Below are 21,414 nucleotides of genomic sequence, written 5' to 3' on the forward strand. Positions count from 1 at the left end.
AGCCGTGGCGAATATCCCCTTCCTGCAGGCTCCGGAATATCAAGGCCCGACGTGAATGCGCGGCCGGCCGGCAGCCGCGTGTCTGCGACGACGCACAGCTCGCCCGGCCCTCACCCCGCCGCCCGCACGTGATCGAGCAGCGCCTGCAACGGATGGCGCACCTGCTTCGACGACATCCGCTTCACCTGGCTGCGGCACGAATAGCCGGTCGCCAGCGCCTCGCCTTCGTCCTCAGGCCCGTCCACGTGCGCCGCCCACGACTGCGAGTAGATCGTCTTCGACGTCGCGAGATTGCGCGCCTCGTGCCCGTAGGTGCCCGACATCCCGCAGCACCCGGTCGCCTCAACCTTCAACCGCAGCCCGCGTCGCGCGAACACCTGCGCCCATTGCTTGCCGCTGTCGGGCGCATTGGTTTTCTCCGTGCAGTGCGGCAGCAACCGGTACGACATAGGCACGCCGTCGCCACCGACACCGGCTTCCGGCAGTGCCTGCAGCAGCCATTCCTGCGGCAGCGCGACCTTCGGCACATCGCTGAGCCCGGTCACCTTCAGGTATTCCTGCCGATACGTGAGCGTCATCGCCGGATCAAGGCCGACCAGCGCAACGCCCGAGCGTGCCAGCGCGGCCAGCTGCGTCGCATTGCGGATCGCGGCCTGCTCAAAGGCGCGCAGGAAACCCTGCACGTGCAGCGCCTTGCCGTTCGACGCGAGCGGCGCGAGCCACACCTGAATGCCCGTGCGCGCCGCCAGCTCGATCAGCGTCGCCAGTTGCTCGGTATCGAAAAAGCGCGTGAACGTGTCCTGCACGATGACGACGCTGCGGGCGCGCTGCGCGTCGCTCAGCGCGGCGAGCGCCTGCGGGTCGGCCGGCTTCACGTGCCACTGACGGATCACGGCCGCGAGATCGAAGCGGCTCAGCAGCGGGCTGTCGACCATCCCGACGTGCCGCTCCAGCACCGTGCGCACCCATCCCGCCCGCATCAGCCCGTTGTACAGCGCGGGCACCCGCGCCATCCACGGCATCGTGAATTCGAGCGAGCCGATCAGGTAATCACGCACCGGCCGCAGGTAGCGCTGGTGATACAGCTCGAGGAAGCGCGAGCGAAACTCCGGCACGTTCACCTTCACCGGGCACTGCCCCGCGCACGACTTGCACGCGAGGCACCCGGCCATCGCGTCGTACACCTCGTGCGAAAAATCGGCTTCGCCGCTGCGCGCCGCGCGGCTGTTGCGCCAGCGCGTCGCGAGGCCGCTCAGGAACGGCTGCCGCGCACGCGCCGCCGCGACGACGTCGACGCCGGCCTGCCCTTGCAGGCGCAACCATTCGCGCATCAGCGACGCACGCCCCTTCGGCGATTGCACGCGTTCGCGCGTCGCCTTCCACGACGGGCACATCGCATCGTCCGGATCGAAGTTGTAGCACGCGCCGTTGCCGTTGCAGTGCATCGCGGTGCCGTAGCTCTGCCACACGCGCTCGTCGATCTGCCGGTCGTGGTCGCCGCGCGTCGGCACTTCGTCGATCTTCAGCAGCCGCATCGTGTGGTCCGGCGGCGTCGCGATCTTGCCCGGGTTGAACTGGTTGTGCGGATCGAACGCGGCCTTCAGTTGCTGCAGCGACGGATACAGCTCGCCGAAAAACGCCGGCGCATATTCGGAGCGCACGCCCTTACCGTGCTCGCCCCATAGCAGGCCACCATGCCGCTGCGTGAGCTCGGCCACCGCATCCGACACGGGCCGCACCAGCGCCGCCTGCTTCGGATCCTTCATGTCGAGCGCCGGCCGCACGTGCAGCACGCCCGCATCGACGTGCCCGAACATCCCGTATTGCAGCCCGTGGCCGTCGAGCAGCGCGCGGAATTCGGCGATGTACGCGGGAAGGTTCTCGGGCGGCACCGCGGTGTCCTCGACGAACGGCTGCGGGCGCGCCTCGCCCTGCACGTTGCCGAGCAGGCCGACCGCGCGCTTGCGCATCGCATACACGCGCTTCACCGCGTCGTCGCCGGCCGCGAGCGTGTGGCCCAGGCGCTCCACGCTGGTATCGGTGCGCAGATGGTCGACGAACGCGCGCACGCGCGCATCGACGTCATCCGCGTCGTCGCCGCTGAATTCGATCAGGTTGATGCCGAGCGTCGGCCGAGCGTCGTCCTGCGGAAAATACTCGGCCACGCTGCTCCACACGAAGTCCTTCATCGCCAGCATCAACACCTTCGAGTCGACCGTCTCGATCGACAGCGGCTCGTGTGCGAGCAGCGCGCGTGCGTCGCGCAGCGCGTCCATGAAGCCCGCATAGCGCACGTTGACCAGCACCGAGTACTTCGGGATCGGCAGCACGTTGAGCTTCGCCTCGACGACGAAGCCGAGCGAGCCTTCCGCGCCGCACAGCACGCTGTTCAGGTTGAAGCGGCCGTCGGGTTCGCGCAGGTGCGCGAGGTCGTAGCCGGTCAGGCAGCGGTTGAGCTTCGGAAACTTCGCTTCGATCAGCGCCGCCTTGTCATCGCTGATGCGCCGCGCGGTGCGGTAAACCTTGCCGATGCGGTCCTCGCGCGCGCAGCGGCGCTCCAGTTCGTCGTCCGCGAGCGCGTCGCTGTGCAGGTGCTCGCCGCCCATCAGCACGAAATCGAGCTCGAGCACGTGGTCGCGCGTCTTGCCGTACGTGCAGCTGCCCTGCCCGCTCGCGTCGGTGTTGATCATCCCGCCGACGGTCGCGCGGTTCGACGTCGACAGTTCCGGCGCGAAAAACAGCCCGTGCGGCTTCAGCGCCGCATTGAGCTGATCCTTGACGACGCCCGCCTGCACGCGCACCCAGCGCTGCTCGACATCGATTTCGAGGATCCGGTTCATGTTGCGCGACAGGTCGACGACCACGCCGTCGGTCAGCGACTGCCCGTTGGTGCCCGTGCCGCCGCCGCGCGCAGCCACCGCGACGTCGCGATGCGCGGGCTCGGCGAGCAGCCGCGCCAGCAACCGGACGTCGTCCGCATGCGCGGGGCAGATCACCGCTTGCGGCAGGCGCTGGTAGATCGAGTTGTCGGTGGCTTGCACCGTCCGGTTCGCATGGTCCGCGCGGATTTCCCCGGCGAATCCGGCGGCCTGCAGCGCGGCGAGAAAGTCACGGTACGCATGCGCGGGCGGGCTGGCGGGACGGGGCAACGAGGCGATCGACATGGGGCAAAAGCGGCAATGTGGGTGGAACCGGCCGGCTCGCGTGGCCAAAACATGATTTTTTAGCAAGTTTCCACGCGACCGGGAATTCCAGTATCTTTGGATACTTCGCGAGAAACAAACGAATTCTGCTCCGGCGAATATTGCATAAAACTCATGAATTACCGTCGCCTCACCCCGTCGATGTCGCTGCTGCTCGTGTTCGAGGCCGCCGCGCGGCATGAAAGCTATACGCGTGCCGCCGAGGAACTGTCGCTGAGCCAGAGCGCGATCAGCCGGCAGGTTCAGACCCTCGAGGATCAGCTCGGCGTGCCGCTGTTCCGGCGCGAAGGCCGCTCGGTCAAGCTGACCGAGGTTGGGCGCCGCTACTTCGCCGAGCTGAGCGGCGCCCTGGGACGCATCCGCGGCGCGACACTGCAGGCGATGTCGCACCAGGCGGGCGCCGGCACGCTGCGGCTCGCGACGCTGCCCACCTTCGGCTCGAAGTGGCTGCTGCCGCACCTGCACGACTTCTACACCGCGCATCCGGGCGTGACCGTGCACCTTCATTCGCGGATCGGCGGCGTCGATTTCCTCAACGACGACCTCGATGCGGCGATTACCGTCGGCGCGGGCGACTGGCCGGGCCTGCACGCGCACCGGCTGTACAACGAGTTCCTGATCGCGATCGCGCCGCCGGACACCGGCAGCGCAAGCCGCCGCAAGGCCGACGCACGCACGCCGGCGTGGGCCGCGAAGCAGACGCTGCTCGGCGTGACGAGCAACCAGCAGGCATGGGCGGAATGGTTTTCGCACTACCGCCTCGACCATCGGCAGATGCGCATCGGTCCGAGCTTCGAGCTGACGTCGCACCTGATCCAGGCCGTGCGGGCCGGGATGGGGATCGGGCTGGTGCCGAAGGTGCTGGTGGAAGACGAACTGAGCCGCAACGAGCTCGTGTCGATCGGCGACGCGATCACCAGCCAGCGCAGCTACTACCTCGTCTACCCGCCGGGGAACGAGACGCTGCCGTCGCTCGTCGCGTTCCGCGAATGGCTGCTGAAGTCGTGCTGATACGCGGCCGCTGGCGGGCCGCTCAGGTGCGCCATTCGCCGAGAATCTGTTCGGCCAGGTAGTCGCACGGCGGGCGCGCGGACTGCGCGCTGCGCGCGAGCACGACCTCCATTTCGCCGAGCGGCGGCAGCCCGTGGCTTTCCGACAGCTGCACGAGATGATCGGGAACGCAGCAGCGCGCCAGCGGCGCAACCGCGAGCCCGGCCTCCACCATGCTGAGCAGGCCGAGGTGGCTCGGGCTTTCGTACGACATCCGGTACGGGATCTTCTGCCGGTTCAGCGCCTTGACCGCGTGATCGCGCGCCGCGCTGCCGCCGTGCGTGAAAAATGCCACCGGCAGCGGCCGCTCTTCCCAGACGTTGCGCTTCGGCGACCCGGCCCAGACGAGCGGTTCGAGCCGGATCAGCTCGCCGGTCACGCCCTTGATCCGCGTGAGGCACGCGAGGTCGACCGTGTTGTCCTTCAGCATCGGCACGAGCGCGCTGCTCGGCTGGCCGATCACGCGTATTTCCACACGCGGATGCATCGCGGCGAATTTGCCGAGCACCTGTGGCAGCAGCGACGAGATGTAATCGTCGGGCACGCCGATCGTCACGCGGCCGCGGATCTCCGGGCGCACGACCGACGCCCAGGCCTCGTCGCGCATCGCCAGCATCCGGCGGCCGTATTCGGCGAGCATCGTGCCGTCGTCGGTCGGCGTCACGTTGCGCGTGTCGCGGATGAACAGCGGCTTGCCGAGCGCATCTTCCAGCGCCTTGATCTGCATGCTCACCGCCGACGGCGACCGGTGCACGGCCTGCGCGCCCTGCGCGAACGATCCGGATTCCGCCACGGCCACCACCATCGCGAGCACATCGAGGTCGAGCTTTTTCATCGCATTCAGAAAAACTGATTAATCGATTCAGTTTATCCCGTTTTACTGTTCTCCTCCACGGTCGGACAATGCATTCCGTCAGCTCTCACTCGTTGCAGGAATCATCAGACATGCATACGTCCGGATCGCTCTACGGATTTCTCGTCATCGGCGGCATGCTCGCGGTCACGCCCGGGCCGAACATGGTTTACGTGATGTCGCGCTCGATCGCGCAAGGACGCACGGCGGGGCTCATCTCGCTCGGCGGCGTGATGATCGGCTACCTGTTCTACATGTTCGGCGCGGCGTTCGGCATCACGACGCTGTTCATGAGCGTGCCCTATGCGGGCAGCGGGCTGGCCGTGGTCGGGGCGGCATACCTGTTGTATCTCGCGTGGCAGGCCGTCAGGCCCGGCGGCCGCTCGCCGTTCGAGGTGCAGGCATTGCCGAGCGAGCGCCCGCTGCGGCTGCTGGCGATGGGCGCGACGACCAGCGTGCTGAACCCGAAGCTCGCGATGCTGTTCATTTCGTTGCTGCCGCAGTTCATCGACTACCGGAACGGCAGCGTACTCGGGCAATCGCTGTTTCTCGGTTCGCTGCTGATCGCCGCGTTCGCTTCCGCGAACGGGCTGGTGGCGATCTGTTCGAGCAGCATCGCGACGTTCCTGCACGGCCGCCCGATGTTGCTGCTCGCGCAGCGCTGGGCGATGGGGCTCATTCTCGGCGGGCTCGGCGTGCAGATGGTGGTCGATGCGTCGAGGATGGCGGGGATGGCATAGTGCGCCAATCACGCCATCGACCGGATACCGTTCAACGCAGTGCGCGGAAACTCGCGCGCAGCTCTTCAGACAGCGCCTGAGGCTGCTCCCACGCCGCAAAGTGGCCGCCCTTGGGCAAGCGGTTGTAGTGGATCAGCCTCGGATACGCGTTCTGCGCCCAGCGCTTCGGCGCCGCGTAGATCTCGTCCGGAAACACGCTCACGGCCACCGGAATGGCCACGTGCTTCGGCTCAAAGAAGTTGAGCTTGTTTTCCCAGTACAGCCGCGCCGACGAGATGCCCGTGCGGGTCAGCCAATAGAGCGTGACATTGTCGAGCACGTCGTCCCGTGTCAGTCCCTCGGTGCGGCCATCGAAGACACGCGTGATGAGCGCGAGGCCACTGGCATCGTGGTCGAGCATCCACGCGGCGAGACCGATCGGCGAATCCTCGATGGCATACAGCGTCTGCGGGCGGTTGGCCATTTCCTGCGCGTAACCCAGGCCATGCCGGTAGAAGGAGTCCAGTTGCTCGAACGCGTGCTGCTCGTCGGGTGGCAAACCGGCGGGCGCGGGTTCGCCGAACTTGAGCGCCTTCGCGATGTCGTCCGGTACGGTGGCCGGCATGTTCGTGTGAATGGCGAGCAATTCCGGCGGCGCGACCAGCGCCATCTGTTCGGTCACTGCATTGCCCCAGTCACCACCTTGCGCGACGTATCGCCGGTATCCGAGACGCTTCATCAGAACGATCCATGCTCGCGCGATGCGGGCAGGATCCCAGCCGGTCGCAGCCGGCTTGCCCGACAACCCGTAGCCCGGCAGCGACGGGATCACCACGTCGAAAGCGTCCGACGCCGTTCCGCCGTATGCCGTCGGATCGGTAAGCGGGCCGATGATCTTCAGTTGCTCGATGATCGAGCCCGGCCATCCGTGCGTGACGATGATCGGCAGTGCATCCGGATGCCTTGAGCGAACGTGGATGAAATGAATGTCGAGCCCGTCGATCTCGGTGACGAACTGCGGGAGCGCGTTCAACCTCGCTTCCATCTTGCGCCAGTCGTAGTCGGTCGCCCAGTAGCGTGCGAGCTTGCGCATCGTCGCCAGCGGCACCCCCTGCGATGCATCTGCGACCGTTTCCGGTTCGGGCCAGCGCGTCGCGTCGATCCGTCGCCGCAAATCGACGAGTTGCGCGTCCGTCGCATGCACCCGCAGCGGACGCACGGCGGCCCCCGCGCCACCGGCCGATCGCGCGATACCGGTGACGGGCTGCGCCGCTTCCGCTTCTGCAAAGGCAAGACGACTCAGCGAACCCGCCATGGCGGCCGCGGCGGCGACGCCCATGAATTGACGCCGCGACGGCACCGGCGGAAGGATATCGATTGGCATACATGCTCCTGTTTTCGAGGTTTTTCATATCAGTACTACTGATTTGTAGCCACCCATGAGAAGCGGGAACCGGAACCAGGTCAGCCGCGCGCCGGTTTTACGCGAGATAGCCGGAAACGCCGTCCCAGAGCAGCTTCAATGCGGTCACCGCCAGCAATCCGTAGCAACTCCGGTAGATCAGGCGCTGATCCAGCTTGCCGTGAAGCCGCCAGCCGAACACCACGCCGGCAGGAATGGCAAGCAGGCACACCGCCATCAACGCCCAGACGTCCGCGGTCGGCTGCACGATCAGCAGCCACGGCACCGCCTTGATCGCATTGCCCACGGTGAAGAACAGGCTCGTCGTTCCCGCGTACACTTCCTTGCTGAGGCCGAGCGGCAGCAGATACATCGCGAGCGGCGGCCCGCCCGAGTGCGCGACCATCGTCGTGACGCCTGATGCAAGACCGGCCGAGACTGCCTTCGGCGACGAGCGCGGACGAACCGTTGGTTCCGCGCCACCCCTCACCCACAGCCCGACGAAGACCAGCGTGACCACCGCCATCAAAAGCTCGATGGCGCGATGGTCGAGAAACCGGAAGGCCAGCCAGCCGAACCCGATACCGATCACGAGCCCCGGCAGGAGCAGCACGAGGTCGGGCTTCGACCATGTCGACGGCCTCCAGTACCGCAGCGCGAACAGGTCCATCGCAATGAACAACGGGGCAAGCAAGCCGCCGGCCGTCACCGGGTCCATCACGAGCGACAGCAGTGGAATGCCGATGATCGCGAACCCGCCACCGAACGCACCGCGCATGAACGCAATCACGAACACGCCGGCGAACGCGATCAGGATCGTGGTCAGCGTCAGCTCCAGGCCCATCGCTGCAGGCGTCGCCATCACGACCTCCGTGCCGGTTCGAATCGCGGCATGGCGGACAGCCACGGAATGGGTCGCACGCGCGGCATCGCCGCACGGTGGATCCGGGTTGAACGCGTTGCACCCATGCTGCTTCTCCAATGAGGTGCCGGGGCGACGCGGTACACCAACGCACCGCCGGCCGCATGGGCCGCACAAGCATTTCGGCCCCGGTACAATCGACTTGATGAAAGCAGAATGCACCGCCGCCTATCTCAGTGCAATTAAAACATTGACCTCGGTGCAATAATCATTGTTATCGGTGCAATCCATGTCGAACTCCGAATATCTGCAGCTGGCCGACACGATCGCCGCCCAAATTGCCGACGGCACGCTCAGGCCGGGCGACCGTCTGCCTCCGCAGCGCCATTTCGCCGACCAGCATGCCATCGCCGCATCGACGGCGGGACGGGTTTACGCGGAACTGCTGCGTCGCGGCCTGGTGGTAGGTGAAGTCGGCCGGGGCACGTTCGTGTCGGGCGAGACGCGACGCGGGGCCGCCGCGCCAGGCGAGCCGCGCGGCGTTCGGATCGATCTCGAGTTCAACTACCCGACCGTCCCGGCCCAAACCGCGTTGATCACCAGAAGCCTGCGCGGATTGCACCGACCTGCGGAGCTCGACGCCGCGTTACGCGAGGCGACGAGTACCGGGACCCTGGCCATCCGAAGCGTTGCCGCCGCGTATCTGGCGCAGCATGAATGGGCCCCGTCGCCCGACCAGTTGGTGTTTACCGGCAACGGGCGGCAAAGCATCGCCGCGGCCGTTGCCGCGGTCGTGCCGACCGGTGGGCGCTGCGGCGTGGAGGCACTGACCTACCCGTTCATCAAGGGCATCGCCGCCAAGCTGGGGATCTCCCTGGTGCCACTGGCGATGGACGAAGACGGCGTTCGACCCGATGCCGTGCAAAAGGCCCACCGCGAGGCCAGGCTCTCGGCGATCTACGTTCAGCCAGCCATCCAGAATCCGCTGGGCACGACAATGAACGCCGCTCGCCGCGCCGACCTGCTGCGTGTCGTCGACAAGCTCGACATCCCGGTCATCGAAGACAACGTGTACGGCTTTCTCGGCGACGAGCCGCCCCTCGCCGTCCTCGCCCCGGACGCCTGCATCGTGATCGACAGCCTGTCCAAGCGGGTCACGCCAGGCCTGACCCTCGGCTTCATCGTGCCGCCGCCGCGGCTGCGCGAAAGCGTGATGGCGTCGGTACGCTCGGGGGGATGGACCGCTTCCGGGTTTGCGTTTGCAGCCGCTCAGCGCTTGATGCGCGACGGCACCGTGGCCGAGCTCGCGAGATTGAAACGCATCGACGCAAGCACGCGTCAGGCGCTGGCGATCGAGCGTCTGGCGGGTTTCGATGTCCGGACCAACGGCAAGTGCTATCACCTGTGGCTGACGTTGCCGGCGCACTGGCGTTCGCAGGCCCTCGTCGCAGCCGCAGCCCGGCGCGACATCGGGCTGACGCCGTCGACCACCTTCGCCGTGTCGTCCGGCCATGCGCCGAATGCAGTCCGGCTCGCACTGGCCGCGCCGAGCATGGATCAACTCGACGCCGGCCTGCGCACGCTGACCGCGATGCTGAACGGCCGCGAGGACGATTTCGACGCGACCGAGTGAGCGGCGCGGATGCGTCGGTGCGCACCGCCCGCCTGATTCGGTATCCGGATCAATATCAAGCCGTCACCGCGGACAACCCGCCAGCGGTGCCATACCGTCACTTCGTCAGCAACTCGGCCTCCAGCTCGCGCAACCGTTCCGGAAACCGGACGCGCAGCACCAGGAACCACCCGAGCCCGATCGCCAGCAGCGCGACGAACACATAAGGCAGCCACGCATAGACGCCCGCCGACACCGGATACACGCTGCCGGCCAGCGGAATCGCGAGCAGCACGACCGCGACGAAGCTGATCGCCACATGCCGCGCGCGCAGCCGACGCTGCCGACGCAAGTAAAGCGGCGCGCCGATCGCCACCAGCACGTACGCAAGCAGCCAGCCGTACGTCGCGATCGAGCTGAGATAGCCATACGAATCGAGCAACGCGGTGCCGCGCGCGGTGAACACCAGTGCAGTGACCAGCGCCAGCACCGTGATCAGCGCCACCGCGACATGCGGTGTCGCATTCCGCTCGTGTGCTTGCCCGGTCGATGCATGCAGCACACCCTGCCGCCCGAACGTATAGACGATCCGCGCCGCCGCATTGATCGACGAGAAGAACGCCGCGAAGAAACTCAACGCCACGCCCGCGTCGATCAGCACGCCGACCCAGCCGGCGCCGAGCCGATGCGCGAGCACCGCGAGCGGGCCGTCGACCTGATCGAGCGGCGGCTTCTGCCCGTGAAACGCGCTCACCATCCCGTACGCGCCGATCACGAACAGGATGGCCGGCCCGACGACGCTGATCAGCACCGCGCGCGGAATCGCGCGGAACGGGTCGCGCGCCTCGGCGCCGAGCACGGTCGCACTCTCGAACCCCGTGAAGCTGAAGAACGCGAGCACCATCCCGAGCTGCAGTTGCGTCGGCTTCACGCCTTCGAGCGTCAGTTGCGCGCGATCGACCGGATGCCCGCCGAACGCGATCGTCCCGATCACGACGACGGCGATCAGCAGCAGCGTCGCGAGTTCGACGAACAGCGTGAAGCGCGTGGACAGCCGGATGTCGCGAAACGCGATGTACCACGCAGCGAGCGCGGTGACAACCGTCAGCCCGAGCACCGCGCCGAGCGGCGTCACGCTGCCGAGCAGCCCGGTTTCGCGGCCCAGCACCAGAAACGTGTTGATCGTTCCCTGCAGGATGCCCGCGGCGGCCACCGCGTAGGCGATCAACAGCGACCAGCCGCAGATCGCGCCCCAAACTGGCCCGATGCCGGCCGACACGTACGCATACAGCGCGCCCGGCGACGCCGAGTCGCGCGCGAACACCGAGATGCTCCACGACGCGAACAGCAGCGCGACGATCGCGAACAGGTACGCGAGCCAGGTCCCGTTGCCGGCCGTCGCGAATACGGCGGGAATCAGTACGCCGATCCCGCCCGACACGCCGACGAGGCCGATCGACTGCGCGATCAGTTCGGGCAGGCTCAGGTAGTTGCGCCGCAGGCCGCCTGCCTGCGGCACGGCGCTTTGCGCAGGGAGTGCCTGCGCGGTGCTGGCTGGATGACTCATTGGTTTACCTCGTCAGGAATGAAGCGGTGACGCATGGGCCAACTACGCGGCGGTGGCGGCTGCCGGTGCGGCCACCCGAATTCCTTGCCCATGTTTCGTTGCGTTGAATACGCCGGCGCGGGCCGGTCAATTCCAGGAATGGCGCGCGGGCTTCACGCCGTTGAGGTAGTAGTTGCCGATCGCGTGATACTTCCAGCGCACCGGATCGTGCAGCGTATGCACGCGGGCGTTGCGCCAGTGACGATCGAAGTTGTATTTCGCGAGCGTCGACTTGCTGCCGCCGAGCTCGAACAGCTTGCTCGCCGCAAGAAGCGACACCTCGGTCGTCGCGATCTTCGCCTCGCCCACCGCGATCGCGGCCTGCGCGACCGTTTCCTCGCTCGGCTCCCGCTTCGCCGCGTCGACGAAGCGCCCCGAGCGCGCGAGCAGCGCTTCGGCCGCGTGCACGCGGTACGCGATGTCGCCGATCTGCGCGACCGTCAGCGGATCCTCGCTCGCGCGTTCGACGCCGCTATCGATCCACGGGCGCGCATGCTGCTGCACGAATGCGATCGTGTCCTGCAGCGCGGCGCGCGCGATCCCGAGATCGATCGCGGCGGTCGTGATCTGCGCGAACGGGCCCGCGAAAGTCGGGCGGTCGTACGAACGCTGCGTGTGGAAGATTTCGAACGGGCTCACGAGCACGTTCTCGACGATCACCGTGCCGCTCGCGGTCGTGCGCTGCCCGAAGCCGCTCCAGTCATCCACGACGGTCAGCCCCGGCGCGCCCTGCCGCACGAATGCGAGCACGGCCTGGTCCGACTCGTCGAGCGCGAGCACCGGGATCCAGTGCGCGAACAGCGTGCCGGTCGAATAGAACTTGCGGCCGTTCAGCACGAACGCATCGCCGTCGCGGCGCACCCGCGTCTGAATGTCGAGCACGTTCTTGCCGCCCGCTTCGGAGAACGCGTTCCCGTAGCGCGTGCCCTTGAGAACGAGATCGAAGAAGAAGCGTTTCTGCGCGTCGCTGCCTTCGAGGCGGATGTCCTCGATCAGGCAATAGTGGTTCTGCGGGATCTGGCCGAGCGACGGGTCCGCCTGCGAAACGATCGCGATCACTTCCGCGAGCGTCACGTTCGACACTTCCGCGCCGCCGTATTCGCGCGGCACGGTAATGCCCCACAGGCCGCTCGACGAAAACAGCTCGATCTCGTCGAACGGCAGCTTGCGCTCGCGGTCGCGCAACGCGGCGTGCTCGGCCAGTCGGGCCGCGACCTGGTGCGCGACGTCGAGTGCCTCGGCATCCGAGCCGATGACGGGAACGGGCGTGGCGCCCGCTTGCGGTTGCACGTTTTCTTCGATGATTTCCGTAGACATGGTTTTTCCGGCAAAGCTCATGAACCGGCCGGCGGTGCCGAGAAGCATCCGCCGGCCTCCTGTTTCGGTATCCGAAACGTAAAATATGGATGACCCGCAAGAATCGTCGGTGTCACCCCTGCGACCAGCCCGCGCTCGGCAGGATTGACTTCCCGCCGCGCACCGGCCTCTGCGTTACGCGGCAACCGCCTGCCGCTGCGCCTCGAGTTCGCGCACCAGCGGCAGCACGCGCTTGCCGAAGTACTCGACTTCCTCGATGAAATGCAGGAACCCCGTGAGCACGAGATCGACGCCGATCGCCTTCAGCGCGACGATGCGCTCGGCGATCTGCTGCGGCGTGCCGATCAGGTTCGTGCGGAAACCGTCGTTGTATTGCACGAGATCCTCGAACGTCGACTTCGCCCAGTTGCCTTCGCCCTCCGGCGACGCGCTGCCGGCCTGCTTCACCGCATCGCCGAACGCATGCACGGCCTCGACGTGCGCGTGCCGGATGATGTCGTCGAGCACGGCCTTCGCCTCTTCCTCGGTATCGCGCGCGATCACGAACGCGTTGACGCCGATGCGCACGCGATGGTTGTTCGCCGCCGCCTTCGCACGAATGTCGTCGATCTGCGCCTTCAGGTTCTCCGCCGTATTGCCGTTCGTGAAGTACCAATCCGACACGCTCGCCGCGTTGTCGCGCGCCGCCCGCGAGCTGCCGCCCTGGAAGATCTCCGGATGCGGCTTCTGCACCGGCTTCGGGCTCAGCGTGTAGTCGTTGAAGCGATAGAAGTCGCCCTTGAACGTGAAGTTGTCCTGCGTCCAGATGCCCTTCAGCGCCTGGATGAATTCCTTCGAGCGCCGATAGCGTTCGTCGTGCTCGAGCCACGGCTCGCCGATCGCGGTGAATTCGCCCTTGAACCAGCCGCTCACGACGTTGATCGCGATGCGCCCGTTCGAGATGTGGTCGATCGTCGCGAGCTGCTTCGCGACCACGGCCGGATGCCACGGCCCCGGCAGGATCGCGGCGAGCACCTTGAGTTTCGTCGTCGCATGCAGCAGCGCCTGGCTGAACGACACCGACTCGTGCTGGTATTCCGCGCCGTAGCCGGCCGTGAAGCGGATCTGGCTCAGCGCGTACTCGAAGCCGGCCGCCTCGGCGGTGCGCGCGAGCTGCTGGTTGTATTCGAGGCTCCAGTCGGTGCGCTGCTCGATCGTGCTGACGACGAGGCCGCCGCTGACGTTCGGCACCCAGTAGGCGAACTTGACGCCGTCGGCGGAAGAATCGGTATGGCTCATGAGTGTGTCCTGGTCGGGAGAGGAAACGCAGGCGGCCTACGCAGCCGCGACGGAAAGCGCATGCGGGCGCAGTTGCGGCACCGCGCGATCGACGGCGAGCGCGATACGCGCGCGCAGCGCCGGGTTCGTGATCTGGTACTGGTCGAAATCGCTTTCGGACGCGTACACGCCGATCGGCAGCGTGCGGGCCTGGAAGAAGCTGAACAGCGGGCGGAGCTGATGGTCGATCACGAGCGCATGACGCTCGCTGCCGCCGGTGGCCGCGAGCAGCACGGGCACGTCGATCAGCGCTTCGTGATGCACGAGGTCGAACAGGTGCTTGAAGAGGCCCGTGTACGACGCGCGATAGACGGGGCTCGCGACGACGAGCGCGTCGGCCGTCTCGATCGCGCGGATCTGCGCATCGAGGTCGGCCGGCACCTGCGCGCGCGTCAGCGCACCGGCCAGCCGGCCGCCGATTTCACCGAGTTCGATCAGCCGTGTTTCGATCGGCAGTGCGGCGCCGAGTGCCGAAACGATCGCGTCGGTCAGCGCCAGCGTGCGCGACGGTCGTTGCAGGCCGCCCGATATCGCGACCACGTTGATTGCATTGCTCATCGATTGCATTCCCATTGTCGAGTCGGGTGCCGATGCACCCGTTTCGTCATGGGTCAGCAAGGAGCGTGCCATTTCGATGATCGAGAGCAAAAACGATCGTCTGCATGACGAAATGCATCGCGATCGACGGCCTGTCATGGCGTTCCCGACGATCGCCGCACGTTGATAAGCGTGCCAGCCACCGCATCACAACCATATTCCGCAGCGCGATGAACTGGGGGAAACAACGCTGCTGATGCGCTGCTGCGTGATCAGCAGCACGGTGTGCGGCACTCGCGCCTTTCCGCTTCAACACGGATTCCGGCAAGTGCGTGGCGTCCATTGGCATGCATTCGCGCCAGGTTTTCGCGTTCATGCGCCAGCGTGACGCGTCCCGCACTTGCAATAGCGCCGACATGACTGCTGCATCGTCACCCTGCGTGCCGCCGATCGCTACGTCGCGCGACATCTCCGTGCCCGGCTGCGTCCAGCGCAGCATTCCCGCATTGGTTATCAGAAATCGATGTTTCCTGCGTTGCGCAAAACGTTGAACACTCTGCTGATCACGCAGCACCCGGTCAGCAACGCGCTATGCAACCTGACCGTTTTCGTGCAGCAACCCGACGCATTCATCGCCATGACACCCATTTCCGTATCGCCCCGCGCGGAAGGCCTGCGCGTCGTCGCGCCGTCCCGCGACGAACCGGCCCCTCCTGACGCCCTGCAAACCGCCGAGCGCCTGGCGGCCGGCTTTGCCCGCACCGCGGCCGAACGCGACCAGCAGGGCGGCACGCCGAAGGCCGAGCGCGACCAGCTGCGCGACAGCGGCCTGCTCGCGCTGAGCATCCCGTCTGCCTACGGCGGCCTCGGCGCGAGCTGGCGCACGACGCTCGACGTCGTCCGCGTGCTCGCGGCGGCCGACAGTTCGCTCGCGCACGTGTTCGGCTTCCATCACCTGATGCTCGCGACCGTGCGGCTGTTCGGCGCGCCCGCGCAGTGGGAATCGTGGTTCGAACGCACCGCGCGCCAGCAGTGGTTCTGGGGTAACGCGCTGAATCCGCTCGACGAGCGCACGCTCAGCCGCTCGCACGGCGCGTGGCACGAATTCAGCGGCCAGAAGAGTTTCTGTTCGGGCGCGCTCGATTCGCAGATGCTGATCGCGTCCGCGCACGACGCCGACACGCGCGCGTTCCTGATCGCGGCCGTGCCGACGCAGCGCAGCGGCATCTCGATCGCCGACGACTGGAACAACATCGGCCAGCGCCAGACCGACAGCGGCACGGTCACGTTCGAGAAAGTGCGCGTCGAGGACCACGAGCTGCTGACGGACCCCGGCCCGCTGTCGACGCCGTTCGCGTGCCTGCGCCCGCTCGTCGCGCAGCTCGTGCTGACGAACGTGTATCTCGGCATCGCCGAAGCCGCGCTCAACGACGCGCGGCACTACACGCTGCACGAAGCGCGGCCGTGGCCCGGCGCGCAGGTCGCGAGCACCGGCGACGATCCGTACATCCTCGGCCAGTACGGCGAATTCTGGGTCGGGCTCGAAGCCGCGCGCGTGCTCGCCGACCGCGCGGCGGACCGGCTCGACGCCGCATGGTCGCGCGATGCGGCGCTCACGCAGGCGGAGCGCGGCCAGGTTGCGCTCGCCACGGCCGCCGCGAAGGTGTCGGCCGCGCGCACCGGGCTCGATCTCTGCACGCGCATGTTCGACGTCGCCGGTGCCCGCGCGACGCACGGCGCGCTGCGACTCGACCGGCACTGGCGCAACCTGCGCACCCACACGCTCCACGACCCGCTCGCGTACAAGATTCGCGAGATCGGCGAATGGGCGCTCAAGCGAACCTATCCGACGCCGGGCTTCTACTCGTGAACCACTCCCCTTCCGATGCGTGGCCCGACGCCGCGCCCGTCCTCACGCTGCCCGACCGGTCCGCGCTGGCGACGTCTATCCGTGCCCGCGCGCAGGTGTTCGTCGATCCGCGCTCGGTCGCGCTGCTCGAACGGATTCGCCTGGTCGCACCGAGCGATGCGAACGTGCTGATCGTCGGCGAGACCGGCACCGGCAAGGAACTGATCGCGCGCCATGTGCATGGCCTCAGCCGCCGCAATGGCGGGCCGTTCATCGCGGTGAACTGCGGCGCGTTCTCCGAAACGCTCGTCGAGAGCGAACTGTTCGGCCACGAGAAAGGTGCGTTTACCGGCGCGTTCAGCGCGAAGCCCGGGTGGTTCGAAGCCGCGAACGGCGGCACGCTGTTTCTCGACGAGATCGGCGACCTGCCGCTGTCGATGCAGGTCAAGCTACTGCGCGTGCTGCAGGAGCGCGAGGTCGTGCGGCTCGGTTCGCGCACGGGCGTGCCGATCGACGTGCGCGTGGTCGCCGCGACCAACGTGGATCTGCAGCAGGCCGTCGCGAACGGGCAGTTTCGCGGCGACCTGTTCTACCGGCTCAACGTCGTGCAGCTCGCGGTGCCGACGCTGCGCGAGCGCCCGGGCGACATCCTGCCGCTCGCGCGCCACTTCTTCGACGACTACCGGAGCCGCCTCGGCTACGGGCCGCGCAGCATCGACCCGCGCGCCGAGCGCCGGCTCGAGGCACACGGCTGGCCCGGCAACATCCGCGAACTCGAGAACGTGATCCATCACGCGCTGCTCGTGAGCCGCAACGATTCGCTGCAGGAGGCCGACCTGCACATTGCGTCGCCGGGCGTGCCGACGGCCGCCTTGAATACGTCAGCGCCGGAACCCGACCCAGCCGCCGGCGCACAGGCCGCGCTCGAACGCGCGCTGCGCGACCTGTTCGACGAAGATCACGGCAACCTGTTCGAACGCATCGAGGACACCGTGATGCGCGTCGCGTTCGAATTCAGCCACCGCAACCAGATCCAGGCCGCACGGCTGCTCGGCATCAGCCGCAACGTGCTGCGCGCACGGCTGATTCGCGCGAAGGAAATCGCGGCGATGAAGTAGCCACGTATGGGAGCGCGTCACCGCCCCGCTCCGGCACGATCGCGCCGCGATCCGTACAGCAACGTTCGAACCTGATGTATCGTGACGCGAGGCGTGCGCCTCGTCTCGCCCCTGCATACGGTCATCCCATACATGGCCACCTGCCCCCGACGACAAGGCGCCCGCACGATCCTCCGCAACACGAAAGGCCGTCCGGCGCCCGTGCGGGCCCGGCCGAGCCTCGTTCACCCGTCCGGAATCCGTCGCCATGAAAAAGCTTGTCAACCGCCCGTCCGATGTCGTGCGAGAAATGCTGGAAGGCATCGCGCGGCAGTCGCCGCATGTCGCGATCCTCGGCGACGAGCACGTGCTCGTCCGCCAGCCGCTGCCCGAGCCCGCGCAACGCCCCGTCGCCATCCTGTCCGGTGGCGGCAGCGGCCACGAGCCCGCGCACGGCGGCTATGTCGGCGAAGGAATGCTGAGCGCGGCCGTCTGCGGCGAAGTGTTCACGTCGCCGTCCACAGACGCCGTGCTCGCCGCGATCCGCGCGAGCGCCGGCCCGAACGGCGCCTTGCTGATCGTGAAGAACTACACGGGCGACCGGCTCAATTTCGGGCTCGCCGCCGAACTCGCACGCGCCGAAGGCATTCCGGTCGAGACGGTCATCGTCGCCGACGACGTATCGCTGCGCGGCCGCGTCGAGCGCGGCCAGCGGCGCGGGATCGCCGGTACCGTGCTGATCCACAAGCTCGCCGGCGCGGCAGCCGCGCGCGGGCTGCCGCTCGCCCGCGTCGCGGCCATCGCGCGCGACGCGGCGGCCGAACTCGGCACGATGGGTGTCGCACTCGACGGCTGCACGATCCCGGGCGCCGACAAGTCGGGCTTCAGCCTCGGCGATCACGAGATCGAACTCGGCCTCGGCATCCATGGCGAGAAAGGCGTCGAGCGCCGCGCGCCGCTGCCGGCCGATGCGCTTGTCGACACGCTGCTGTCGAGCATCGCCGCCGATCTCGTGCTCGACCGCGGCGAACGCGTTGCGCTGTTCGTCAACGGCCTCGGCGCGACGCCGGACATGGAACTCGCGATCGTGCTGCGCGCCGCGCACGACAACCTGCACCGGCGCGGCATCGTCGTCGCGCGTGCGTGGGCCGGCACGTTCCTGTCGGCGCTGAACATGCCCGGCTGCTCGATCTCGGTGCTGCGGCTGAACGACGAACGCGCGGTGCTGCTCGACGCACCGACGCAGGCGCGTGCATGGCCAGGCGGCGGCGCGGTGAATACGCAGATCCGTGTGGCCTCGGCCGCCGTGCAGGAAGCGCCGTTGCCGCCGCTCGATGCGGCCGGCCGCGCGTGGGCCGCGCGCCTGCAACCGGCATTGCACGCGGTCGCGCAAACGCTGATCGATCACGAGCAGACGCTGACCGACCTCGATGCGGCGGCCGGCGACGGCGATCTCGGCGCGAGCATGCTGCGCGCCGCGCAGGCGATCCTCGCACTGCCGGAAAGCGCATACGGCACGCCGGCCGGCGCGCTCTCGGCGCTCGGCGCCGCGTTGCGCCGCGCGATCGCCGGCAGCTCGGGGCCGTTCTATGCGACCGCGCTGCTGCGCGCGTCGCGCCGGCTGGCCGATATCGCCGAGCCGTCCGCACGCGACTGGGCCGCGGCGTTCCGCGGCGCGGTGGATTCGATCAGCGAACTGGGCGGCGCGCACGCCGGCGACCGGACCATGCTCGATGCGCTGGTCCCGGCCGTCGCGGCATTCGAGCGGGCGCTCGACAACGATCGCGATCCCGCCGGCGCATGGACGGCCGCGGTCGAAGCCGCCGAGCACGGTGCGCAGGAAACCGCACGCATGACGCCACGCGCCGGGCGCGCGAGCTATCTCGGCGAACGTGCGATCGGCACGCCGGACGGCGGCGCGGTCGCGGTGTCGTATTGGCTGCGTGCGTTGCAGGCACACATCGGGTGAAGGTGGAAGGCGCGCCGTCGACGTCGCGCCTTCCATGCATCGGCACGCAAGACGCCCATTCGCGTCACGTGCCGATGCCGCGGATCGTTGCGGTGCCGCGCGGCTTCATCTCCGTCGACATCCGCATCGAGCGTCCGCAATCAATCAGCGCGCCCTCGTCCGTCCAGGCAATAACGCCGCGCCGACCGACGCTACAGCGAAACTCGCGAGCCAGCACCAGTAGCCGATCGCGTCGAGATGCACGGGTTCGACGTCCCCCGCTTCGTTGACGGCGATCTGGTGCTGCGACAGGAAACTCATCCCGAACAGCAACGCCAGTACCGCCAGCACGACCGCCTGCGCTCGGTAGCGCTTCACCGTCAGCAGCCAGGCGGCGAACACGAGCGGATTCGCGAGCCATGCATAGATGCCGCCGAGCACGCCCATCCAGCCCGTCAGCAGCACCTGCCAGCCGTCGGCCCACGGATGCGGCGCGGGCGCGCCGGTGCGGAACGGCGCGGTAAACATGGCGATCAGGTAGAACAGCACGCTGATTGCGAGCAGCCCGGTGGTGGCGCGCCCCATCGGCGGGCGAACGGGCGCGGTGGCGGAGATCGATGGCTTCATCGGCGGGCCGGGCGTCCGATGCCGGTCGTTCAGACGCCTTCGACCAGCACGGCGCGATAGCGCGCGCCCTTGAACCGGTGCTGGGCGACGGTCTGGTATTCGGGGCCGTGATACCACGCGTGCGCGGCTTCCTTCGACGGGAATTCGACGATCACGACGCCTTCCGGGCCTTCACCTTCCAGCGTTTCCTGCGGCCCGTAGGCCGCGAGCACCTTCACCGGATGCCCGGCGAGCGTCGCGCCGACCTTGCTCTGGTAGAGGTCGAATTCGTGCGGGTCCTGCATGCTTTCACGTGTAAACACAATATAGGTGGCCAAGATGCGTGCTCCTGATGCGAGGCGTGGAAGGTGGAAGGGCCGGCCGCGCATCGCCTGGTCCGGCGAACGGCACGCGACCTGCCAGCAGCTTACAGGGGTTTGCCGACGAACGTCGGGGCTGGCCGAGTGCAAACCCGACCGGCTTGCGGCGTGCGACAACCGCCACCCGCATAGGGATCTTGCCGCGTCGCGCATGAACGGAGCGGCGCCCGTTACGCCAGGGTCGCGGTGGCCTGCATCGTCAGCCAGCCGTCGCGATCCTTTGCCCACAGCTCGATCGTCTTGCCGTCGTCCGACGGCTTGCCGCACAGCGTGAACGGCTCCCCGTCGAACGTCGGGCGCACCGCGCGGAACGCGAAGCTCGCGAGCGTCGCGTCGGGCCGTTCGCGGTGCACGAGATCGACGAGCAGCGTCGCGATCAGCGGGCCGTGCACGACGAGCCCCGGATAGCCTTCCTCCTGCGTCACGTAGCTGCGGTCGTAGTGGATGCGGTGACCGTTGAAGGTCAGCGCCGAATAGCGGAACAGCATCACGGCGTCGGCCGTGACCGTGCGCGACCACGTCTCGCCCGCCGGCGCCGCGACCGGCTTCGGCGCCGGCGAGCCGGGCTGCGGCGCATCGCGATAGACGATGTCGTGCTCTTCCTCGACGCACAACGCGCCGTCGCACTCGATCCGGTGCTGCACCGTCACGAATACGAGCCGGCCGCTGCGGCCCGTCTTGTCCTCGATGTTCTCGATCGTGGATTCGCGCGTCGCGCGCCGCCCGGTGCGCAGCGGCGCATGGAACGTCAGGCGGCCGCCGGCCCACATGCGGCGCGGCAGCGGCACGGGCGGCAGGAAGCCGCCACGCTTCGGGTGGCCATCGGGGCCGACTTCGGCCAGCGGCGCGACCGGCAGGAAATAGAGCCAGTGCCACATCGGCGGCACGACGTCGCCGGGCGACGGGCGGTCGAGCGTGGCGGCCAGCGCGTTCAGCGGGAACGCGGTGATGTCGTCATCGAGCGTTTCGGTCTTGCCCAGCCACGCGTCGAGCGACGCCTGGCCAGGGGGCTGCGAGGATGAAGTGGACACGTGCGGAATCTCCGGGAGGCTTGCA

At 67.8% G+C, this 21,414-nt stretch carries 18 protein-coding genes; 6 read left to right on the forward strand and 12 right to left on the reverse strand.

All coding sequences use genetic code 11. The features are described from left to right. Positions 1–110: 110 nt before the first annotated feature. Positions 111–3,164: a D-2-hydroxyglutarate dehydrogenase YdiJ gene (gene ydiJ / locus BCEP18194_RS05765; protein ID WP_011350390.1), complete on the reverse strand. Its 3,054-nt coding sequence runs from the start codon at positions 3,162–3,164 to the stop codon at positions 111–113. Between the two features lie 153 nt (positions 3,165–3,317). Between ydiJ and BCEP18194_RS05770 the strand changes: the two genes are divergently transcribed. Next, positions 3,318–4,214: a LysR substrate-binding domain-containing protein gene (locus BCEP18194_RS05770; protein WP_041492526.1), complete on the forward strand. Its 897-nt coding sequence runs from the start codon at positions 3,318–3,320 to the stop codon at positions 4,212–4,214. Positions 4,215–4,236: 22 nt separating this feature from the next. Here the strand turns inward: BCEP18194_RS05770 and BCEP18194_RS05775 are convergent, their stop codons facing one another. Beyond that, positions 4,237–5,088 carry a LysR substrate-binding domain-containing protein gene (locus tag BCEP18194_RS05775; protein ID WP_011350392.1) on the reverse strand — a complete coding sequence of 284 codons (852 nt, stop codon included), beginning with the start codon at positions 5,086–5,088 and terminating at the stop codon, positions 4,237–4,239. A 110-nt stretch (positions 5,089–5,198) separates the two neighbouring features. Here BCEP18194_RS05775 and BCEP18194_RS05780 point away from each other — a divergent pair, with 110 nt between their 5' ends. Beyond that, complete coding sequence (locus BCEP18194_RS05780) at positions 5,199–5,846, forward strand: LysE family translocator (RefSeq protein WP_011350393.1); 648 nt, start codon at positions 5,199–5,201, stop codon at positions 5,844–5,846. Positions 5,847–5,877: 31 nt separating this feature from the next. Here BCEP18194_RS05780 and BCEP18194_RS05785 read toward each other — a convergent pair whose 3' ends face one another. Beyond that, on the reverse strand, positions 5,878–7,209 hold the full coding sequence (locus BCEP18194_RS05785; protein WP_011350394.1) for an epoxide hydrolase family protein: 1,332 nt from the start codon (positions 7,207–7,209) through the stop codon (positions 5,878–5,880). Positions 7,210–7,306: 97 nt separating this feature from the next. Beyond that, positions 7,307–8,089, reverse strand: coding sequence for a sulfite exporter TauE/SafE family protein (locus BCEP18194_RS05790; protein ID WP_011350395.1), 783 nt, complete (start codon positions 8,087–8,089; stop codon positions 7,307–7,309). Positions 8,090–8,378: 289 nt separating this feature from the next. Between BCEP18194_RS05790 and BCEP18194_RS05795 the strand changes: the two genes are divergently transcribed. After that, positions 8,379–9,722 (forward strand): PLP-dependent aminotransferase family protein, encoded by a 1,344-nt coding sequence (locus BCEP18194_RS05795; protein WP_011350396.1) that lies wholly within the window; start codon positions 8,379–8,381, stop codon positions 9,720–9,722. A 97-nt stretch (positions 9,723–9,819) separates the two neighbouring features. Here BCEP18194_RS05795 and BCEP18194_RS05800 read toward each other — a convergent pair whose 3' ends face one another. From BCEP18194_RS05800 to BCEP18194_RS05820, 5 genes are all read right to left on the reverse strand, one after another. After that, entirely contained in the window at positions 9,820–11,268 is a 1,449-nt protein-coding gene (locus BCEP18194_RS05800) for an APC family permease (RefSeq protein WP_011350397.1), read from the reverse strand. A 126-nt stretch (positions 11,269–11,394) separates the two neighbouring features. Beyond that, positions 11,395–12,624, reverse strand: a complete 1,230-nt coding sequence (locus tag BCEP18194_RS05805) for an SfnB family sulfur acquisition oxidoreductase (RefSeq protein WP_041492694.1) — start codon at positions 12,622–12,624, stop codon at positions 11,395–11,397. A 174-nt stretch (positions 12,625–12,798) separates the two neighbouring features. Continuing rightward, positions 12,799–13,902: a dimethylsulfone monooxygenase SfnG gene (gene sfnG, locus BCEP18194_RS05810; protein ID WP_011350399.1), complete on the reverse strand. Its 1,104-nt coding sequence runs from the start codon at positions 13,900–13,902 to the stop codon at positions 12,799–12,801. Between the two features lie 36 nt (positions 13,903–13,938). Beyond that, a complete protein-coding gene (gene msuE / locus BCEP18194_RS05815; RefSeq protein WP_041492695.1) occupies positions 13,939–14,499 on the reverse strand; it encodes an FMN reductase in 561 nt (186 codons plus the stop codon). Positions 14,500–14,545: 46 nt separating this feature from the next. Then, positions 14,546–14,977, reverse strand: coding sequence for a hypothetical protein (locus BCEP18194_RS05820; RefSeq protein ID WP_041492527.1), 432 nt, complete (start codon positions 14,975–14,977; stop codon positions 14,546–14,548). A gap of 24 nt (positions 14,978–15,001) precedes the next feature. Here BCEP18194_RS05820 and BCEP18194_RS05825 point away from each other — a divergent pair, with 24 nt between their 5' ends. The 3 genes from BCEP18194_RS05825 (at position 15,002) to BCEP18194_RS05835 (ending at position 19,393) form a co-directional block, all read left to right on the forward strand. After that, the gene (locus BCEP18194_RS05825; protein WP_011350401.1) at positions 15,002–16,348 is read left to right on the forward strand and encodes an acyl-CoA dehydrogenase family protein; all 1,347 of its coding nucleotides are present in this window, start codon (positions 15,002–15,004) and stop codon (positions 16,346–16,348) included. After that, positions 16,303–17,445: a sigma 54-interacting transcriptional regulator gene (locus tag BCEP18194_RS05830; protein ID WP_050781556.1), complete on the forward strand. Its 1,143-nt coding sequence runs from the start codon at positions 16,303–16,305 to the stop codon at positions 17,443–17,445. The genes BCEP18194_RS05825 and BCEP18194_RS05830 overlap by 46 nt, the downstream gene beginning before the upstream one ends. A gap of 247 nt (positions 17,446–17,692) precedes the next feature. Then, positions 17,693–19,393, forward strand: a complete 1,701-nt coding sequence (locus tag BCEP18194_RS05835) for a dihydroxyacetone kinase family protein (protein ID WP_011350403.1) — start codon at positions 17,693–17,695, stop codon at positions 19,391–19,393. A 144-nt stretch (positions 19,394–19,537) separates the two neighbouring features. On the opposite strand, the gene BCEP18194_RS05840 is transcribed toward BCEP18194_RS05835, so the two are convergent. The 3 genes from BCEP18194_RS05840 to BCEP18194_RS05850 all read right to left on the reverse strand — a co-directional run bounded on the left by BCEP18194_RS05840 (position 19,538) and on the right by BCEP18194_RS05850 (position 21,389). Beyond that, on the reverse strand, positions 19,538–19,999 hold the full coding sequence (locus BCEP18194_RS05840) for a hypothetical protein (RefSeq protein ID WP_011350404.1): 462 nt from the start codon (positions 19,997–19,999) through the stop codon (positions 19,538–19,540). Positions 20,000–20,028: 29 nt separating this feature from the next. Further along, the gene (locus BCEP18194_RS05845) at positions 20,029–20,316 is read right to left on the reverse strand and encodes a DUF1330 domain-containing protein (RefSeq protein ID WP_041492528.1); all 288 of its coding nucleotides are present in this window, start codon (positions 20,314–20,316) and stop codon (positions 20,029–20,031) included. Positions 20,317–20,528: 212 nt separating this feature from the next. Next, the gene (locus BCEP18194_RS05850) at positions 20,529–21,389 is read right to left on the reverse strand and encodes an FAS1-like dehydratase domain-containing protein (RefSeq protein WP_011350406.1); all 861 of its coding nucleotides are present in this window, start codon (positions 21,387–21,389) and stop codon (positions 20,529–20,531) included. Positions 21,390–21,414: the final 25 nt, after the last annotated feature.

The sequence above is a fragment of the Burkholderia lata genome (assembly GCF_000012945.1).
GTDB classification, from domain to species: Bacteria; Pseudomonadota; Gammaproteobacteria; order Burkholderiales; family Burkholderiaceae; genus Burkholderia; species Burkholderia lata.

Bases quoted from the DNA above. Each gene is read 5' to 3' on its own strand.
- BCEP18194_RS05795 (WP_011350396.1), top strand. From the start codon at position 8,379: ATGTCGAACTCCGAATATCTGCAGCTGGCCGACACGATCGCCGCCCAA.
- BCEP18194_RS05805 (WP_041492694.1), bottom strand. From the start codon at position 12,624: ATGTCTACGGAAATCATCGAAGAAAACGTGCAACCGCAAGCGGGCGCC.
- msuE (WP_041492695.1), bottom strand. From the start codon at position 14,499: ATGAGCAATGCAATCAACGTGGTCGCGATATCGGGCGGCCTGCAACGA.
- BCEP18194_RS05780 (WP_011350393.1), top strand. From the start codon at position 5,199: ATGCATACGTCCGGATCGCTCTACGGATTTCTCGTCATCGGCGGCATG.
- BCEP18194_RS05770 (WP_041492526.1), top strand. From the start codon at position 3,318: ATGAATTACCGTCGCCTCACCCCGTCGATGTCGCTGCTGCTCGTGTTC.
- sfnG (WP_011350399.1), bottom strand. From the start codon at position 13,902: ATGAGCCATACCGATTCTTCCGCCGACGGCGTCAAGTTCGCCTACTGG.
- BCEP18194_RS05830 (WP_050781556.1), top strand. From the start codon at position 16,303: ATGGGCGCTCAAGCGAACCTATCCGACGCCGGGCTTCTACTCGTGAAC.
- BCEP18194_RS05800 (WP_011350397.1), bottom strand. From the start codon at position 11,268: ATGAGTCATCCAGCCAGCACCGCGCAGGCACTCCCTGCGCAAAGCGCC.
- BCEP18194_RS05775 (WP_011350392.1), bottom strand. From the start codon at position 5,088: ATGAAAAAGCTCGACCTCGATGTGCTCGCGATGGTGGTGGCCGTGGCG.
- BCEP18194_RS05785 (WP_011350394.1), bottom strand. From the start codon at position 7,209: ATGCCAATCGATATCCTTCCGCCGGTGCCGTCGCGGCGTCAATTCATG.
- BCEP18194_RS05840 (WP_011350404.1), bottom strand. From the start codon at position 19,999: ATGAAGCCATCGATCTCCGCCACCGCGCCCGTTCGCCCGCCGATGGGG.
- BCEP18194_RS05835 (WP_011350403.1), top strand. From the start codon at position 17,693: ATGAAAAAGCTTGTCAACCGCCCGTCCGATGTCGTGCGAGAAATGCTG.
- ydiJ (WP_011350390.1), bottom strand. From the start codon at position 3,164: ATGTCGATCGCCTCGTTGCCCCGTCCCGCCAGCCCGCCCGCGCATGCG.
- BCEP18194_RS05790 (WP_011350395.1), bottom strand. From the start codon at position 8,089: ATGGCGACGCCTGCAGCGATGGGCCTGGAGCTGACGCTGACCACGATC.
- BCEP18194_RS05820 (WP_041492527.1), bottom strand. From the start codon at position 14,977: ATGCTGCGCTGGACGCAGCCGGGCACGGAGATGTCGCGCGACGTAGCG.
- BCEP18194_RS05825 (WP_011350401.1), top strand. From the start codon at position 15,002: ATGTTTCCTGCGTTGCGCAAAACGTTGAACACTCTGCTGATCACGCAG.